Source organism: Bradyrhizobium sp. A5, assembly GCF_042076515.1.
GTDB classification, from domain to species: domain Bacteria; phylum Pseudomonadota; class Alphaproteobacteria; order Rhizobiales; family Xanthobacteraceae; genus Bradyrhizobium; species Bradyrhizobium cosmicum.
This window is the reverse complement of record NZ_CP148990.1, coordinates 7,039,341-7,054,653: the sequence shown is the minus strand read 5'-3', so window position 1 is coordinate 7,054,653 and position 15,313 is coordinate 7,039,341. Positions and strand designations below refer to the sequence as shown.

Sequence of the window (15,313 nt, the reverse complement as noted above, 5' to 3'; positions counted from 1 at the left end):
CAGCCCACTACTTCAACACGAATAACAATAATAACGGCGACCCCTAACTTTCCCTCGCGGCTGGGTGCAGCATGCATGCGCGCCGAGTCGGACTCCAAAAGGATGACCCCTTATGCCCAATGCCCGCAAGATCCTCATCGTGGATGACGATACCGATCTGCGCGATACGTTGGTGGAGCAATTATCGCTGCACGAAGAATTTGAAGCCTCCGCCGTCGATACCGGCGCCAAGGGCGCGAGCGCCGCGAAGGCCAATTCCCCCGATCTCGTTCTGATGGATGTCGGCCTGCCCGACACCGACGGCCGCGAGGTTGTCCGCTCCCTGCGCAAGGGCGGCTTCAAGGCCCCGATCATCATGCTGACCGGGCATGACACCGATTCCGACACGATTTTGGGGCTGGAATCCGGCGCCAACGACTATGTCGCAAAGCCCTTCCGTTTCGCCGTGCTGCTGGCGCGCATTCGTGCCCAGCTCCGCCAGCACGAGGCCAGCGAGGACGCGGTGTTCTCGGTCGGCCCGTACTCCTTCCGCCCCGGCTCGAAGATGCTGACAGCGGCCAATGCGCGCAAGGTCCGCCTCACCGAGAAGGAAACGGCGATCCTTCGCTTCCTCTACCGGGCCGGCCAGATGCCGGTCTCGCGCGAGACCCTGCTCCAGGAGGTCTGGGGCTATAATTCCGGCGTCACCACCCACACGCTGGAAACCCACATCTACCGCCTCCGCCAGAAGATCGAGAAGGACGCCGCCAACCCGGAAATCCTGGTCACGGAAGCCGGTGGCTACAAGCTGGTGCCGTGATACGCTTGAGGGGCGTGCGAATCGTTTTAGATCGCATGCCCTTTGAGCCCCGGACCTGAATGTCAATCGACGACGACGTAGCGCTTCTCGAGCGTGTCCCGACACTGCGCCTGTTGGGAGACGCCTCGTTGCGCATGCTGGCGATCGGCTCCGAGCAGCGTAACTTCGTCCGCGGCGACGTCCTGTTCAATCTCGGCGACGATGCCGATGCCGGCTACGTGGTCCAGCGCGGCGCCTTCCGGGTCGACGACGGCGCCGGTGCCGAAATGATCGCGGGTCCCGGCGCGCTGATCGGCGAGCTCGCGCTGGTGGTGCCGATGAAGCGGCCGTCGAGCGCGATCGCGATCGAGCACGCCTCCGTCATCCGCGTCGCGCGCAGCCTGTTTCAACGCGTGCTCGAAAGCGACCCCGCGGCCGCCGTTCGCCTGCGCGACGAATTCGCGGTGCGGTCGAGTCAGATTGCGAGCGATATATTGATGGCGGGCGCGAAGCTGACGTCGTAGGTGTCTCCCCTCGTCATTCCGGGGCCCGCGACTTCGTCGCGTCCCGGAATGACGGGACTCAAACCTCCAGCGTCACCGTCACCGGCACGTGGTCCGACGGCCGTTCCCAGCTCCGCGCGTCGCGCAAAATCCTGAAATCGCTGACCGCGTCCTTCAGCGCGCGCGAGACCCAGATGTGGTCGAGCCTGCGGCCGCGGTCGCCGACGGTCCAGTCGGCGGAGCGGTAGCTCCACCATGTGTAGACCTTTTCCGACATCGGGATGCGATCGCGTGCGACGTCGACCCACTCGCCGGCTTCGAGCGCGGCCTTCAGCTTCTCGGTCTCGACGGGTGTGTGAGAGACGACCTTCAAGAGCTGCTTGTGCGACCACACGTCGTTCTCGTGCGGCGCGACGTTGAGATCGCCGACCAGGATGTGGCGATCCTCCCCGCGCGGATGCAACGGCTCGCAGGCCTTCATCTCGTCGAGGAAGCGAAGCTTGTGATCGAACTTCTCGTTCAGCGCGGGATCGGGAATGTCGCCGCCGGCGGGCACGTAGAAATTATGCAGCACCAGCGGCTTTGCGATGTTGGCCTTGTTTCCGAAGGATACGGAAATGTGGCGCGAATCCACCTTGTCGCAGAAGGTCCGGATGTCCGTCGACTCGAACGGAATCTTCGAGACGATGGCGACGCCGTGATAGCCCTTCTGTCCGTTCAGCGCGACATGCTCATAGCCGAGCCGCTTGAAGCGCTTCAGCGGAAAGGCATCGTCGATGCACTTGGTCTCCTGCAGGCACAGCACGTCCGGCCGCGCGCTCTTGAGAAACTTCGCGACCAGTTCGATGCGCAGCCGCACCGAATTGATGTTCCAGGTTGTCAGGGAAAAACGCATGAGAGATGCGTCTTAGCAAGCTCTCGTGGTGCGATCTAGCCGTAGGGTGGGCAAAGCGAAGCGTGCCCACCACTTCTTGTCCAATCGTGGAGAGATGGTGGGCACGGCGCAAATGCGCCTTTGCCCACCCTGCGGCAGCACAGCGTTCAACCCGGCGATTGGCCGTAATTGGTGAAATCGATCTTGAACATGCCGGGGTCGAGTTTCTTGGTCGCGTCGAGATTGTAGACCGCGATCGTGGTGTCGTAGCCCTGCGGATCGGTGACAGTCCACTGCTTCAACTGGCCGTCCTTGGCGCCGAACATCAGCATCAGGCGGCTGGTGCCGACCAGCGCCTGCTTCTCCTCGATGGTGACGCTGACGAAGACGTCGTCGGCCGAGACGTTGACGACGTTGGTGTCCTTCATCAGGTCGATGCGGTCGGACAGCAGGAAGCGCAGCGGCGTTTGCGACAGCGGATAGACGTCCTGCGTGGCCAGCTTGCGGTCGCGCACCACCAGCGACGATCCATCGGCGACGATGTCGATCGGGCTCGGCGCGTCATATTCGAAGCGCACCTTGCCGGGTTTCTGGATGTAGAAGTCGCCTTGCGTCTTGCTGCCGTCGGGGCCGACCTGCACGAAATTCCCGACCAGCGTCGACAGCGAGGACAGGTAGGCGCTGACCTTGGCCGCCTGTGCCTTCTGGTTGGCGTCGAAGGTCTGGAAGATGCTGCTCGGCACGTTGCGGCGCGGATCAGGGATGACCGGATTCGGCGGCGTCTGCGTCGCGCCGGTGACGGCAGGTCCGCCGGCGGGCGCGCCACCGTCGCGGCCCTTCGGCGCGGGCTTCGGCACAGGCACGGTCTGCGCGACGGACGCTGCGGTCACCATCGCGGCGGTGACGAGAAGCACGCCGGCCATGCGCGCGCCTCGCGCAGCGAGGGTGGCAGCGAATCGAATGTCCGGATGTCTGATCAACGCGTCGTCCTGGTTGGCTGGGCGTCTTTTTAGCGTGATTTCGGGCAAAAGCAGATAACGTTTTTGCGTGAAATAATGTTCTGAGGCCGCTGGCCTCACATATGGCTGTCTTCTTCTTCGACCAGAATCTCGCGCTTGCCGGCGTGGTTGGCGGGTCCGACGATGCCTTCCAGTTCCATGCGCTCCATCAAGGACGCGGCACGGTTATAGCCGATCTGCAGGCGGCGCTGGATGTAGCTGGTCGAGGCCTTGCGGTCGCGCTTGACGATGGCAACGGCCTGCTGGAACAGGTCGCCGCCGCCATCCGCGCCCATGCCACTGGCGTCGAACACCGCGCCGTCCTCGTCCTCGGCGGGCTCTTCGGCGGTAACGGCTTCGAGATATTCCGGCTGGCCCTGGGTCTTGAGGTGGCGCACCACCTTCTCGACTTCCTCGTCCGAGGCAAACGGTCCGTGCACGCGGCTGATGCGGCCGCCGCCGGCCATGTAGAGCATGTCGCCCTGACCGAGCAGTTGCTCGGCGCCCATCTCGCCCAAAATGGTGCGGCTGTCGATCTTGGACGTGACCTGGAAGGCGATGCGGGTCGGGAAGTTCGCCTTGATGGTGCCGGTGATGACGTCGACCGACGGACGCTGCGTGGCGAGGATCACGTGCAGGCCGGCGGCGCGGGCCATCTGCGCGAGGCGCTGCACCGCGCCTTCGATATCCTTGCCGGCGACCATCATCAGGTCGGCCATTTCGTCGACGATGATGACGATGTAGGGCAGCGGATCGAGCGAGAGCTTCTCTTCCTCGTAGATCGCCTTGCCGGTCTCCTTGTCGAAGCCGGTGTGCACCGTGCGCGTCGGCTCTTCGCCCTTGGCCTTCAATTCGAGCAGACGCGTGTTGTAGCCGTCGATGTTGCGCACACCGAGCTTGGCCATGTTCTTGTAGCGCTCCTCCATCTCGCGCACCGCCCATTTCAGCGCGACTACCGCCTTCTTCGGATCGGTCACGACGGGCGTGAGCAGATGGGGAATGCCGTCATAGACGGAGAGTTCGAGCATCTTCGGATCGACCATGATCAGGCGGCACTGGTCCGGGCGCAGCCGGTAGACCAGGCTGAGGATCATGGTGTTGATCGCGACCGACTTGCCGGAGCCGGTGGTACCGGCGATCAGCATGTGCGGCGTGCGCGCGAGGTCGATGATGACAGGGTCGCCGCCGATGGTCTTGCCGAGGCAGAGCGGCAGCTTCGCAACCGAGTCGACGGTCTCCTTGGCGACCAGCAGCTCGCGCAGATAGACCTTTTCGCGATGCGCGTTCGGCAGCTCGATGCCGATGGCATTGCGACCGGGCACGACCGCGACACGCGCCGACAGTGCGCTCATCGAACGTGCGATGTCGTCGGCAAGTCCAATCACGCGCGACGACTTGATGCCCGGCGCGGGCTCCAGCTCGTACAGCGTGACGACTGGACCCGGATGGGCCTTCACGATCTCGCCGCGCACGCCGAAATCCTGCAGCACGCCTTCGAGCGAGCGCGAATTGGCTTCCAGCTCGGCCTTGCTGAGCGGCTGGCGATCACCGGCCTTCGGCGCGGCCAGCACGGACACGGACGGAAGCTCGAACTTGTCGGAGGACTTTTTGGAAGCGGCTTTCGGCGCGGCCTTCTTGCGCGGGGCGCGCGCGGCGGGCTCCTCCTCTTCCTCCTCCTCGTCTTCCACTTCTTCTTCGGGCTCGTCCTCGTCGTCTTCGTCCTGGGACTGCGGCGAGATCGACGGCGCTGCACGTCCGCCTCCGAGATTCGGCTCTTGGCGGCTGAACGAAACGGCCTTGGTCTTCGGTCCGCTCGAGACCAGCGAGCGGTAAGCGGCACCGCACAGCCAGATCAGCCGCGCCTTGGTGCTCATGAGCGCGTGGAACAGCCAGCCCAGCGACACCGAACCGCGATCGCCCTCTTCGTCTTCGTCGAGCGGCTTGTCGTCATCCTCGATCTCCGTGAGCTCGTCGTCATGCTCGCGTGCGCCGAGGCCGCAGGCGATCAGGAAGGTCGCGGCCATCGCGGCGAACAGGATCGTGCCGAGCACGATGCGATAGATCGTGCCGGCGGGTCCGAAGATCACCGCGGGCGCGCGCACCAGCGCATCGCCGACCACGCCGCCGAGGCCGGTCGGCAGCGGCCAGGCGCCGCCATGCGGCCAGCAGCTGACGAAGCCCGCTGCGATCACGGTGCAGAGGATCCAGGAGCCGAGCCGCAGCGCCTCGCGGTCGAACGGGCGATGGGTCAGCATGCGCCAGCCCCAGACTGCCACGGTCAGGATCAGCATGATCGCGCCGAGCCCGAGGATCTGCATCGCAAGGTCGGCGCCGATCGCGCCGGCATAACCCAGGATGTTGCGGATCGGCCGCGAGGTGGCGTGGCTGAGGCTGGGATCCTGCACCGACCAGGTCATCAGCGCGGCGGAGGCGACGCCCGACAGCGTGATCAGGCCGAAGCCGGCGAGCTCGCGCATGCGCCGGCCCAGCGCCTCGCGGATCGAGGGCGGCAAATGGCCGACCAGTGGAATGACACGTTCGATCGCCGACATGCTCATGGGCCCCGCCTAACCCAGAGTCTCGACCAGCCGGTGCAGCGCCTGCGCCGTGGTCTCGCCATCCTGCACCAGCGCGAGGCGAATGTAGCCCGCGCCGGGATTGAAGCCGTCGGGCTGGAGCCGCGCCAAAAAGCTGCCGGGCACAACGCGCACGCCTGCTTCCGTGAAGAGTCTTAGACACACCGACACGTCGTCGCCGATGTCGGATGTGTTGAGCCAGACGCAGAAGCCGGCATCGGGCCGGCGATAGCCGTAGCGATTGCCGATGATCTGGTCGGCGAGATCGAACTTGGTCCGGTAGAGCCGACGGTTCTCCTCGACATGCGCCTCGTCGCCGTAGGCAACGGTTGCGACATGCTGGAGCGGCACCGGCACCTGGGGCGCAGCGATGTTGCGCAGCTCGAGGAACATGCCGATGAACTTCTTGTCGCCGGCGGCGAAGCCGACACGCAGGCCCGGCAGGTTGGAGCGTTTTGACAGCGACTGGAACGCAACCACGCGGGTGAAATCGGGGCCGGCGCATTCGAGCGCGCTGCCCGGGGCCTCGCGGGTGTAGATCTCGGAATAGCACTCGTCGCTGAGAATCACGAAGCCATAGCGGTCGGCGAGCTGCTTCAACCGCCTGAAATAGTCGGGCCTGGCGACCGAACCCTGCGGATTGGCGGGCGAGGCCAGATAGAACGCCACCGTGCGCGCCAGCGTTGCTTCGTCGATGGCGTCGAGATCGGGCAGGAAGCCGTTTTCGACCGTGGTCGGCAGATAGACCGGCTCGCAGGCGGCTGCGCGGGCGCCGGCGCCATAGACCGGATAGAACGGGTTCGGCATCAGGATGGCGGGCTTGCCGGGACGCGGGCCGACATAGCGCGCGGCCGCGATCGCGGCGAGGAACAGACCTTCGCGGCTGCCATTGAGGACGAGAATCTCGGTCTCGGGGTCGAGCGGCCGCGGCAGCTTGAACCGCGACGACAGCCAGGCGCCTGCGGCCTGGCGGAACGGGTCGGTGCCCTTGTTCGCCGGGTAACGGCCAAAATCGGCGATGTGCTTGGCCAGCACCGGGCCGACGAAGTCAGGCACGGGATGCTGGGGCTCGCCGACGGCAAGCGAAATCAAGGGCTTGCCCGGTTGATGGGGGGCCAAGAGCTCGTTCAGCCGGACGAAGGGCGAGCGTTCGGTATCGGGGCTTCCACTGGCCTGCGGCGCACTGGATGAAGCGGTCATAGCCATTCTGGACGCCAGCACTCTTGGAACAGCCGGTCGCACCAAGGCGCCGGCGGGAAGCGGTTCAGTTCACCATAGATAGGGCGAGGTTAAGACGCGATTAACCATCGGTCGGCCGGTCCGTCCAGACCGGGAATTATGAGGCCGGATAGCAATGGGATGCGTGGGCCTCCAAGCCCCCGTCATGGCCGCGCCTGCCCCGGCCATCCACGCCCTTTCCGGGGACGTCCAAGAACGTGGGTGCCCGGGACAAGCCCGGGCACGACGAGCTTGGCGATATAAGCGCTCCTCAGTGCGCCGGCAGCTTTTCGAACGTCGCCATGCCTGCGGGGATCGCATGAAACTCCTGCTTGTCGCAGGTGTAGATCGCCATCTGCGGATGGTACCGTTCCGGCTCGTCCAGCGTGCCGACCTTCAGGATTGCGGCCGGCAAGCCCGGAACCTTGGTCACCAGATGCGTGCCGCATTCGGGGCAGAACTCGCGTGTCACGGCGCGCTCGAGGTCCTTGCGCGTGAACTGCTTGGGTTGTCCGATGATGTAGCTGAAGCCGGCCACCGGCATCGCGATGAAGGTGTTGGGCGCGCCGCCCGAGATGTACTGACACTCGCGGCAATGACACTGGGCCTGCATCATGGGATCGCCCTCGGCCACGTAGCGCACTTCGCCGCAATAGCATCCGCCTTCCAAACGCATGACGACCTCCCGATGTGCTTTTTCGTTGTGGTCGATATTTCTGCGCCGGCCATCTGGAATGGCAATCTTTTTCTTGGGCGCACCGTCAAAAAGAGTTCGGCAAAAAGAAAGGGGCTCCAACTTGCGCTGGAGCCCCTCAACGGTCAGGGCATTGCCGGGTATGTGCCCGAACCGTAGTTCTGGGCGCGATCTCCGAGGAAATCGCGCCCCGGGAGAACACTTACATGTTGTAGGCGCGCTCGGTGTGCTCGGTGATGTCGAGGCCTTCACGCTCGGTCTCGACATTGGCGCGGAGGCCAACGATCACGTCGACGACCTTGTAGAGGATCGCCGAACCGACGCCCGACCACACCAGCGTGGTGCAAACGGCCTTGATCTGGGCCAGCATCTGCACCGCGAAGTCGTAATCGGCCACCTTCGGCGGGATCGCGGTGTAGTCCATGATGCCCGCGCCGCCGAGTGCCGGGTTGACGAGGATGCCGGTGCCGAGGGCGCCGACGATGCCGCCGATGCAGTGCACGCCGAACACGTCGAGGCTGTCGTCGTAGCCGAGCGCATTCTTCACGACGGTGCAGAAGAACAGGCAGACCACGCCGACCACGAGGCCGAGGACGATCGCACCCATCACGCCGGCGAAGCCGGCCGCGGGTGTCACCGCCACCAGGCCCGCGACGGCGCCGGAGATGACGCCGAGCACCGACGGGTGACCCTTGATGATCCACTCCGCGAACATCCACGACAGCGCGGCGGCTGCGGTGGCGACGAAGGAGTTGGTCATGGCGAGGGCTGCGCCGCCGTTGGCTTCGAGGTTGGAGCCGGCGTTGAAGCCGAACCAGCCGACCCAGAGCAGCGAGGCGCCGATCATCGACATCGTCAGCGAGTGCGGAGCCATCAGCTCCTTGCCGTAGCCGACGCGCTTGCCGATCAGCAGGGCGCCGACGAGACCTGCGATGCCGGCGTTGATGTGCACCACGGTGCCGCCTGCGAAGTCGATCGCGCCCATCTTGAAGATCCAGCCGGCGTCGGCGTTGATCTCGTCGAGCTTGGTTTGCGCCGCCGTCTTGGCAGCCGCGTCACCAGCAGCCGCCAGCGCCTTGGCAGCGTCCTGGATCATGTCCGGGCCGGGCCAGTACCAGACCATGTGCGCGATCGGGAAGTAGATCAGCGTGACCCAGAGCGGCACGAACAGGGCGAGCGCGGCGAACTTCATGCGCTCGGCGAAGGCGCCGACGATGAGGGCCGGCGTGATCGCCGCGAAGGTCATCTGGAAGCACATGTAGATGAGCTCCGAGATATTGGCGTCGACCGAGAAGGTCGCGGCCTTCGAGTCGGTGGTGACGCCCATCATGAAGGCCTTGGAGAAGCCGCCGATGAAGTCGGAACCGCCGGTGAAGGCGAGGCTGTAGCCGTACACGGCCCAGATCACGGTGACGACGCAGACGGTGTAGAACACCTGCATCAGGACGGAGAGCATGTTCTTGGAACGGACGAGGCCGCCGTAGAACAGCGCGAGGCCGGGGATCGTCATCAACAGCACGAGCACTGTCGATGTCAGCATCCAGGCGTTGTCTCCCTTGTTGACCGTTGGCTCGGCGTAGGCTGCGGTCGCAGCGAACAGGCCGACTGCGAGAGCCGCCAATCCCGCGCCATAGGGACGCTTAAACGTCATTTTATTCACTCCTGATTGGTAAATGTTGAGCGCGAAATCAGAGGGCCGCGGCATCGGCCTCGCCGGTGCGGATGCGAACCGCATGGTCGAGGTTGATGACGAAGATCTTGCCGTCGCCGATCTGTCCGGTTTTTGCGGCGGACGTGATGGCGTCGATGGTCTTGTCGACCTGGTCGGAGGCGACGGCGACTTCGATCTTGATTTTGGGCAGGAAGCTCACGGCGTATTCAGCGCCGCGATAGATTTCCGTATGGCCTTTCTGGCGGCCATATCCCTTGACTTCCGTCACCGTGAGACCGTGAACGCCGATGGCGGTCAGGGCGTCCCGGACTTCTTCCAGCTTGAATGGCTTGATAATCGCCATAACAATTTTCATGGGTCCTATCCCCGCTTGGGCCCGGTCCGGACGTGGCCGGGCGTTTCTCGACTGGTTCGCCACGAGGGAGAAGTTCACTACGCGGGCACAGCCAAGACCCTTAGAATCAAATGCCGTGCCAGATCGGGCGTGTTGCCTAACGGACTATGAAAACGGGTGTTTTCGCGTTTGGCGGGTATCGTGGTGCAGTGCGCTATTACGTCGCGCTTATTGCGTGACCATGGCTGCTTAAAAAACATGCATGACAGGCTGCCGACACAATGGTGCTCACGGGTCGAGCAGTGTAAAGGTATCTTATTACAGTCAAGGCCTAACCGCGCGGCGAAATATTGAGCCCGCCGGCTCCTGCTCACGGGTCCCGCGCAGCAGGCCTGCCCGCTTCAGCAGGACAAAGGCTGCCAGACGGTATCCGGCTGAGGCGGCTCTTGGACGTTCAGGCGGCGTCGCGCTCCGCAAAGACCCGGTCGATCAGTCCCCATTCGACCCCTTGCTGGGCGGTCATGAAATGGTCGCGGTCCAGGGTCCGTTCCACCTCGTCCTCGCGGCGTCCGCAATGTCGCGCATAGAGCCGGATGATGCGCCGTTTGGTTTCCTGCATTTCGTTGGCATGGATCAGGATGTCGGACGCCTGCCCTTGAAAGCCGCCAAGGGGCTGATGCACGTGAAGGCTGGCATTGGGCAGCGCGGCGCGGTGCCCGGGCTCGCCGGCCATCAGCAGGAACGAGCCCATGGAGCGCGCCGTGCCCATGCACAGCGTGTGGACCGGCGCCTTGATGAACTGCATGGTGTCGTACATCGCGAGGCCGGAGGTGACCACGCCGCCGTAGGAGTTGATGTAGAGGTTGATCGGCCTGTTCGGATTCTCCGCCTCCAGGAACAGCAGCTGGGCGCAGACGAGGCCCGACATCGCATCATTGACCTCGCCATTGAGGAAGATGATGCGTTCGCGCAAGAGCCGCGAGTAGATGTCGAAGGACCGTTCGCCGCGCGCGGATTGCTCGACGACCATAGGGACGAGCTGAAGCATGTCGCGCATCGGCGACCTCCATGTCTGCAGATGATGGATGATGAAGTCTTTTGCCGTCAGGCCGCCGCGCGCATCAGGCAGCGATTGCTGTTGGCCGCCTGCGGCAGCTTCGCTCGACCGTCCGAGGCTTGCTGGATGATGCGAAAGCGGGTGCCGCCGGCTTCGTTCGGTTCGATCCGGAAGATGACGTGACTTTCGCGAAACGGCGGTTCGGAATCGCGAAGCCGGTACCGCACCTCTTCGCCCGCGATCGATGATTCCGGCTCGGCGTCCGCAAGATCGCAATCCGGCAGCCAGCGCTCGCGCAGGGCCGGAATGGTCACGGCGCGCCAGACCTTTGCCGGCGGCGCATCGAAATCATATTCGAGCACCAGAGCCGCGTCGGGGCGATCGGGCTTCAATTCGTCGCTCATTGATCCATATCCTTCAAGAGATCGGCGAGCGCTTCCATGCGCTTCGGCCAGTAGGCGCGGTAGCGCGCAAGCCATGCCCCGATGGCGACGATTCCGTCCGGGTCGACTTCGTAATTCACAAAACGGCCCTGCCGCTGCTCGCGCACCAGGCCCGCCGCGCGCAGCACGGCCAGATGCTGCGACATCGCCGGCTGGCTGATCTCCAGGCCGTCGCGCAAAGCGCTGGCATTCTGGCTGCCGTCAGCGAGCCTCTCAAAGACCTTTCGGCGGGTCGGGTCGGCCAGCGCCTTGAAGATGTCGGCTTCGATCATGGCAACACATAAGCACGCGCTTATGTGCTGCGCAAGCCCCTATTACTGAAGCGCCTCGCCATGCTGCGAGATATCGAGCCCCTCGAGCTCGTGCTCGCGCGAGACGCGCAGCGGTACGAACAACGCGACCAGCTTGAGCAGGACGAAGCTCACGCCGGCCGACCAGACGAAGGTGACGGCGACGCCGTAGAGCTGGATCAGGAGCTGCTGCGGATGGCCCTCGAGCAGGCCGGCGGTGCCGCCGATCGCGGAGGTCGCGAACACGCCGGCCAGCAGCGTGCCGGTCAGGCCACCGATGCCGTGAACGCCGAACACGTCGAGTGAATCGTCATAGTCGAAGCGGTGCTTCAGCCAGGTGCAGGCCCAGTAGCAAACCGCCCCGGCGATGATGCCGATGACGATGCCGTGCCACGGCGCGACGAAGCCCGAGGCGGGCGTGATGGTGCCGAGGCCCGCCACCGCGCCGGAGATCATGCCGAGCACCGACGGCTTGCGCCGGGTCGACCATTCGATCGCAGCCCAGGTCAGCGCGCCGGAGCAGGCCGCAAGATGCGTCGCGATGATCGCCAGCACGGCGCGCGAATTGGCGGCGCCGGCCGAGCCGCCGTTGAAGCCGAACCAACCGACCCACAACAGGCCGGTGCCCATCACGGCAAGCGAGAGGTCGAACGGCGAGAGATTTTCGGTACCGTAACCGTGACGGCGCCCCATCACCTTGGCGGCGACGAGGCCGCCGGTGCCCGCCGACAGATGCACGACGAGGCCGCCGGCAAAATCCAGCACGCCCATGCTGGCCAAGAAGCCGCCGCCCCACACCCAGTGCGCCAGCGGAATATAGACGAAGATGAACCAGGCGACCGAGAACAGGAGATAGGCGGAGAACCGCATCCGGTCGGCGACCGAACCTGCCACCAGCGCCACCGTGATGATGGCGAACGTCATCTGGTACAGCATGAACAGCGCTTCCGGGATGGTCTTCGCCGCCGGGTTGACACTGTCCATCGTCATGCCGGCGAGAAACCAGCGGTCGAGCGTGCCGATCCAGGGGCCGTCGCCGACGAAGCACAGCGAATAGCCGAACGCGACCCAGAGAATGGAGATCATCGTCACGGCGGCAAGGCTCTGCGCCATGGTCGCAAGCACGTTCTTCTTGCGCACCATGCCGGAATAGAACAGCGCGAGCCCCGGGATCGTCATCATCAGCACGAGCGCGGTGGCGACGATCATCCAGGCGGTGTCGGCGGTGTTGATCTCGGGGCCTGCTGCCTGCGCGGGCGCGGCGACGATCGACATCAATCCGGCCGGCGCAGCCACAAAGGCTGCGCGGCGCAACAATCCCGCCATGTCGTTTCCCCCAGCATCGTGATTGCGTCGCACGCTGTGGCGTCGTTGCCCGGTGCGATCGAAGAAGAAATATCAGAGCGTTTTCGAGCGAAGCGGATGCCGGTTCGCGTAAGGAAAACGCGTCAAAACAAAAGCTAAAGCGCGTCGCTGTCGGTCTCGCCGGTGCGGATGCGCAGCGCGTGGTCGATCGGCGTGACGAAGATCTTGCCGTCGCCGATCTGCCCGGTGCGCGCGGAAGCGGTGATCACGCCGACGGCCTTGTCGGCGATGTCGGAGGCAACCGCGATCTCGATCCGCAGCTTTGGCAGGAAGTTCACGACATATTCGGCGCCGCGATAAATCTCGGTGTGACCCTTCTGGCGGCCATAGCCCTTCACCTCGGTCACGGTCATGCCGTGGACGCCGATCGCTGTCAGGGCCTGGCGGACTTCATCCAGCTTGAAGGGTTTGATGATCGCGACGACGAGTTTCATGGTCAGGCCTGTTCCCCGGGATGCGCCGCGCCGTATGTCCCCGGCGCAGCGTCAATCTGGCATCTTTCCGGGCACATGGCATAAAAAACTTGCAGATTGAAGCGGAAAAACGTTTGCGCGTGTGAACGGCCGCCTCTGTACAGGGCATCCGTTCATCCTCCACAATGCATTTTTGGCATGGATGCGGTGAACCCAAACGTCCCGGCCGGTACAAAAGTATGTTCGAGGGGGACGCTTCATGGCGAGTTGGTTCTACGCATCCGAGGGCAAGCAGCAGGGGCCCTATCCGGAAGGGCAATTCCGCGACCTGGTCGCGCAAGGGATTGTGCGTCCGGATACGCTGGTGTGGTCCGAGGGCATGGCCGGCTGGCAGAAGGCAGCCGAAATCCCCGGCCTGATCGGCGGCGGTGCGCCCCCGATGGTCCCGGCTGGCGGTCCGCCGACGATGGGCGGCGGTGGTCATGCGGGCGGCGGCGATGGATCGCTGTCGGCTGATTTCAGCGCCTTCGGTCTTCTCGGCCGCAGCATCGTGTTCATCATCGGCATGTTGCTGGTGATCCCCGCACCATGGGTCACCGTCTGGTTCTACAAATACATAACGTCGCACATCCAGGTGCCGGGCCGCCCGAATTTTGGTTTTGCCGGCGAGCCGATGGATATCTGGTGGGCCTTGATGGGCAACGCGCTGCTGACTTATGCCGGCGCCACCGGCATTTCGTACGCGCCCCTTCTCGCGACGATCGCCAATGCCTTCTTCGCCTGGGTGATCCTCCGCTGGATCGTAGCCAATCTCACCTCGAACGGCGAGCGTCTGCCGATCTCGTTCCAGGGCAGCGCGATCGGTTATGTCGGCTGGTATCTTCTGATGCTCATCTCGACCATCACCATCATCGGCTGGGCCTGGGTGCTGGTGTTCTGGATGCGTTGGATCTGCCGCAATACCGAGGGTACGCGGCGCGAGATCGTGTTCACCGGCAGCGGCTGGCAGGTCCTGTGGCGTACGGTGGTGTTCTCGCTGGCCTGTAGCTTGATCATCCCGATTCCGTGGATGCTGCGGTGGTACGGCCGCTGGTACGTGTCGCAATTCGGGCTTGCACCGCGCGGATCGCTCTGACGATCAGCCCCTCCGTTCGCGCACGGAACCTTCCTGCGCGACGGACGCCACCAGCGTACCGTCGGGCTTGAAGATCGAACCGCGGGTCAGGCCGCGGCCGCTCTGCGCGCTCGGTGAATCCTGCGCGTAGAGCAACCATTCGTCGGCGCGGAACGGGCGGTGAAACCACATCGCATGGTCGAGGCTCGCGGGCATCATGCGCTTGTCGAACAGGGTGCGACCGTAGCGCGCCATGATCGCGTCCAGCAGCGAAAAGTCCGAGGCATAGGCCAGCGCGCACATGTGCAGCGCCGGATCGTCGGGCAGCTTCGCCGCGGTCCTGATCCAGACGTGAATGCGGCCGTCGTCGATCTTCTCGCCGAAATAACGGCTGAGCTCGACCGGGCGCAACTCGATCGGACGATCCGACTCGTAGTAGCGGCGGATGAACTCCGGCATCTCCTTGAACATCGGCTGCTTCGCCACCTCCTCCGCCGTGAGCTTTTCCGGCGGCGGCACCTCGGGCATCTTGTCCTGATGATCGAACGCGCTCTCCTCATCGGTGTGGAACGACACCATGATCGAGAAGATCGCGTTGCCGTGCTGGATCGCGGTGACCCGGCGGGTCGAATAGCTCTTGCCGTCGCGCAGGCGCTCGACCTGGTAAATGATCGGGATCTGCGGATCGCCCGGCAGGATGAAATAGCAATGCAGCGAATGCGGCAGCCGGCCCTCGACGGTGCGGCAGGCCGCCACCATCGCCTGCCCGATCACCTGGCCGCCGAACACCCGCTGCCAGCTCGTCTTCGGGCTGTTGCCGCGGAACAGATTCACCTCGAGCTGTTCGAGGTCGAGGATCGAGATCAGGTCGATCAGGCTCTTGGACATGACACAGCTCCGGATTTCTCTGGTCGTCATTCCGGGATGCGCCGGAACGGCGCATGCCCGGAATCCATAACCCCGGCCTGTGGTTATGGATTTCGG

17 protein-coding genes are annotated in these 15,313 nt (G+C 64.3%); 4 read left to right on the top strand and 13 right to left on the bottom strand.

The window, feature by feature from the left end:
* The first annotated feature begins 112 nt into the window (after positions 1–112).
* Both WHZ77_RS33395 and WHZ77_RS33390 read left to right on the top strand, forming a co-directional pair.
* A complete protein-coding gene (locus tag WHZ77_RS33395; protein ID WP_024338712.1) occupies positions 113–799 on the top strand; it encodes a response regulator transcription factor in 687 nt (228 codons plus the stop codon).
* Between the two features lie 59 nt (positions 800–858).
* Entirely contained in the window at positions 859–1,302 is a 444-nt protein-coding gene (locus WHZ77_RS33390) for a cyclic nucleotide-binding domain-containing protein (RefSeq protein WP_014438856.1), read from the top strand.
* Between the two features lie 58 nt (positions 1,303–1,360).
* Here the strand turns inward: WHZ77_RS33390 and xth are convergent, their stop codons facing one another.
* The 5 genes from xth to WHZ77_RS33365 all read right to left on the bottom strand — a co-directional run bounded on the left by xth (position 1,361) and on the right by WHZ77_RS33365 (position 7,623).
* A complete protein-coding gene (xth, locus tag WHZ77_RS33385; protein ID WP_375311803.1) occupies positions 1,361–2,176 on the bottom strand; it encodes an exodeoxyribonuclease III in 816 nt (271 codons plus the stop codon).
* A 146-nt stretch (positions 2,177–2,322) separates the two neighbouring features.
* Positions 2,323–3,078 carry an outer membrane lipoprotein carrier protein LolA gene (locus WHZ77_RS33380; RefSeq protein WP_014438858.1) on the bottom strand — a complete coding sequence of 252 codons (756 nt, stop codon included), beginning with the start codon at positions 3,076–3,078 and terminating at the stop codon, positions 2,323–2,325.
* Positions 3,079–3,230: 152 nt separating this feature from the next.
* Complete coding sequence (locus WHZ77_RS33375) at positions 3,231–5,711, bottom strand: DNA translocase FtsK (protein ID WP_375311802.1); 2,481 nt, start codon at positions 5,709–5,711, stop codon at positions 3,231–3,233.
* Between the two features lie 9 nt (positions 5,712–5,720).
* Entirely contained in the window at positions 5,721–6,935 is a 1,215-nt protein-coding gene (locus WHZ77_RS33370; RefSeq protein ID WP_375311801.1) for an aminotransferase class I/II-fold pyridoxal phosphate-dependent enzyme, read from the bottom strand.
* 283 nt (positions 6,936–7,218) lie between these two features.
* A complete protein-coding gene (locus WHZ77_RS33365; protein ID WP_375311800.1) occupies positions 7,219–7,623 on the bottom strand; it encodes a GFA family protein in 405 nt (134 codons plus the stop codon).
* 12 nt (positions 7,624–7,635) lie between these two features.
* Between WHZ77_RS33365 and WHZ77_RS33360 the strand changes: the two genes are divergently transcribed.
* Entirely contained in the window at positions 7,636–7,800 is a 165-nt protein-coding gene (locus WHZ77_RS33360; protein ID WP_375311799.1) for a hypothetical protein, read from the top strand.
* A gap of 43 nt (positions 7,801–7,843) precedes the next feature.
* Here the strand turns inward: WHZ77_RS33360 and WHZ77_RS33355 are convergent, their stop codons facing one another.
* The 7 genes from WHZ77_RS33355 to WHZ77_RS33325 all read right to left on the bottom strand — a co-directional run bounded on the left by WHZ77_RS33355 (position 7,844) and on the right by WHZ77_RS33325 (position 13,236).
* On the bottom strand, positions 7,844–9,292 hold the full coding sequence (locus WHZ77_RS33355) for an ammonium transporter (protein ID WP_375311798.1): 1,449 nt from the start codon (positions 9,290–9,292) through the stop codon (positions 7,844–7,846).
* Positions 9,293–9,329: 37 nt separating this feature from the next.
* Entirely contained in the window at positions 9,330–9,668 is a 339-nt protein-coding gene (locus WHZ77_RS33350) for a P-II family nitrogen regulator (RefSeq protein ID WP_008142813.1), read from the bottom strand.
* A 433-nt stretch (positions 9,669–10,101) separates the two neighbouring features.
* The gene (locus WHZ77_RS33345; protein WP_151645924.1) at positions 10,102–10,704 is read right to left on the bottom strand and encodes an ATP-dependent Clp protease proteolytic subunit; all 603 of its coding nucleotides are present in this window, start codon (positions 10,702–10,704) and stop codon (positions 10,102–10,104) included.
* A 47-nt stretch (positions 10,705–10,751) separates the two neighbouring features.
* Positions 10,752–11,108, bottom strand: a complete 357-nt coding sequence (locus WHZ77_RS33340) for an SRPBCC domain-containing protein (protein ID WP_375311797.1) — start codon at positions 11,106–11,108, stop codon at positions 10,752–10,754.
* Positions 11,105–11,419 (bottom strand): ArsR/SmtB family transcription factor, encoded by a 315-nt coding sequence (locus tag WHZ77_RS33335; protein WP_375311796.1) that lies wholly within the window; start codon positions 11,417–11,419, stop codon positions 11,105–11,107. Before WHZ77_RS33335 ends, WHZ77_RS33340 begins: the two co-directional genes overlap by 4 nt.
* A gap of 42 nt (positions 11,420–11,461) precedes the next feature.
* Positions 11,462–12,763 carry an ammonium transporter gene (locus tag WHZ77_RS33330; protein ID WP_375311795.1) on the bottom strand — a complete coding sequence of 434 codons (1,302 nt, stop codon included), beginning with the start codon at positions 12,761–12,763 and terminating at the stop codon, positions 11,462–11,464.
* A gap of 134 nt (positions 12,764–12,897) precedes the next feature.
* Entirely contained in the window at positions 12,898–13,236 is a 339-nt protein-coding gene (locus tag WHZ77_RS33325; RefSeq protein WP_027535359.1) for a P-II family nitrogen regulator, read from the bottom strand.
* 238 nt (positions 13,237–13,474) lie between these two features.
* Here WHZ77_RS33325 and WHZ77_RS33320 point away from each other — a divergent pair, with 238 nt between their 5' ends.
* Positions 13,475–14,350, top strand: coding sequence for a DUF4339 domain-containing protein (locus WHZ77_RS33320; protein WP_375311794.1), 876 nt, complete (start codon positions 13,475–13,477; stop codon positions 14,348–14,350).
* Between the two features lie 3 nt (positions 14,351–14,353).
* Here WHZ77_RS33320 and tesB read toward each other — a convergent pair whose 3' ends face one another.
* On the bottom strand, positions 14,354–15,217 hold the full coding sequence (gene tesB / locus WHZ77_RS33315) for an acyl-CoA thioesterase II (protein ID WP_375311793.1): 864 nt from the start codon (positions 15,215–15,217) through the stop codon (positions 14,354–14,356).
* Positions 15,218–15,313: the final 96 nt, after the last annotated feature.

What these genes read in the sequence shown, in the direction of transcription:
- WHZ77_RS33395 (WP_024338712.1), top strand. Translation starts at nt 113, where the DNA reads ATGCCCAATGCCCGCAAGATCCTCATCGTGGATGACGATACCGATCTG.
- WHZ77_RS33390 (WP_014438856.1), top strand. Translation starts at nt 859, where the DNA reads ATGTCAATCGACGACGACGTAGCGCTTCTCGAGCGTGTCCCGACACTG.
- xth (WP_375311803.1), bottom strand. Translation starts at nt 2,176, where the DNA reads ATGCGTTTTTCCCTGACAACCTGGAACATCAATTCGGTGCGGCTGCGC.
- WHZ77_RS33380 (WP_014438858.1), bottom strand. Translation starts at nt 3,078, where the DNA reads ATGGCCGGCGTGCTTCTCGTCACCGCCGCGATGGTGACCGCAGCGTCC.
- WHZ77_RS33375 (WP_375311802.1), bottom strand. Translation starts at nt 5,711, where the DNA reads ATGAGCATGTCGGCGATCGAACGTGTCATTCCACTGGTCGGCCATTTG.
- WHZ77_RS33370 (WP_375311801.1), bottom strand. Translation starts at nt 6,935, where the DNA reads ATGGCTATGACCGCTTCATCCAGTGCGCCGCAGGCCAGTGGAAGCCCC.
- WHZ77_RS33365 (WP_375311800.1), bottom strand. Translation starts at nt 7,623, where the DNA reads ATGCGTTTGGAAGGCGGATGCTATTGCGGCGAAGTGCGCTACGTGGCC.
- WHZ77_RS33360 (WP_375311799.1), top strand. Translation starts at nt 7,636, where the DNA reads ATGTGCTTTTTCGTTGTGGTCGATATTTCTGCGCCGGCCATCTGGAAT.
- WHZ77_RS33355 (WP_375311798.1), bottom strand. Translation starts at nt 9,292, where the DNA reads ATGACGTTTAAGCGTCCCTATGGCGCGGGATTGGCGGCTCTCGCAGTC.
- WHZ77_RS33350 (WP_008142813.1), bottom strand. Translation starts at nt 9,668, where the DNA reads ATGAAAATTGTTATGGCGATTATCAAGCCATTCAAGCTGGAAGAAGTC.
- WHZ77_RS33345 (WP_151645924.1), bottom strand. Translation starts at nt 10,704, where the DNA reads ATGCGCGACATGCTTCAGCTCGTCCCTATGGTCGTCGAGCAATCCGCG.
- WHZ77_RS33340 (WP_375311797.1), bottom strand. Translation starts at nt 11,108, where the DNA reads ATGAGCGACGAATTGAAGCCCGATCGCCCCGACGCGGCTCTGGTGCTC.
- WHZ77_RS33335 (WP_375311796.1), bottom strand. Translation starts at nt 11,419, where the DNA reads ATGATCGAAGCCGACATCTTCAAGGCGCTGGCCGACCCGACCCGCCGA.
- WHZ77_RS33330 (WP_375311795.1), bottom strand. Translation starts at nt 12,763, where the DNA reads ATGGCGGGATTGTTGCGCCGCGCAGCCTTTGTGGCTGCGCCGGCCGGA.
- WHZ77_RS33325 (WP_027535359.1), bottom strand. Translation starts at nt 13,236, where the DNA reads ATGAAACTCGTCGTCGCGATCATCAAACCCTTCAAGCTGGATGAAGTC.
- WHZ77_RS33320 (WP_375311794.1), top strand. Translation starts at nt 13,475, where the DNA reads ATGGCGAGTTGGTTCTACGCATCCGAGGGCAAGCAGCAGGGGCCCTAT.
- tesB (WP_375311793.1), bottom strand. Translation starts at nt 15,217, where the DNA reads ATGTCCAAGAGCCTGATCGACCTGATCTCGATCCTCGACCTCGAACAG.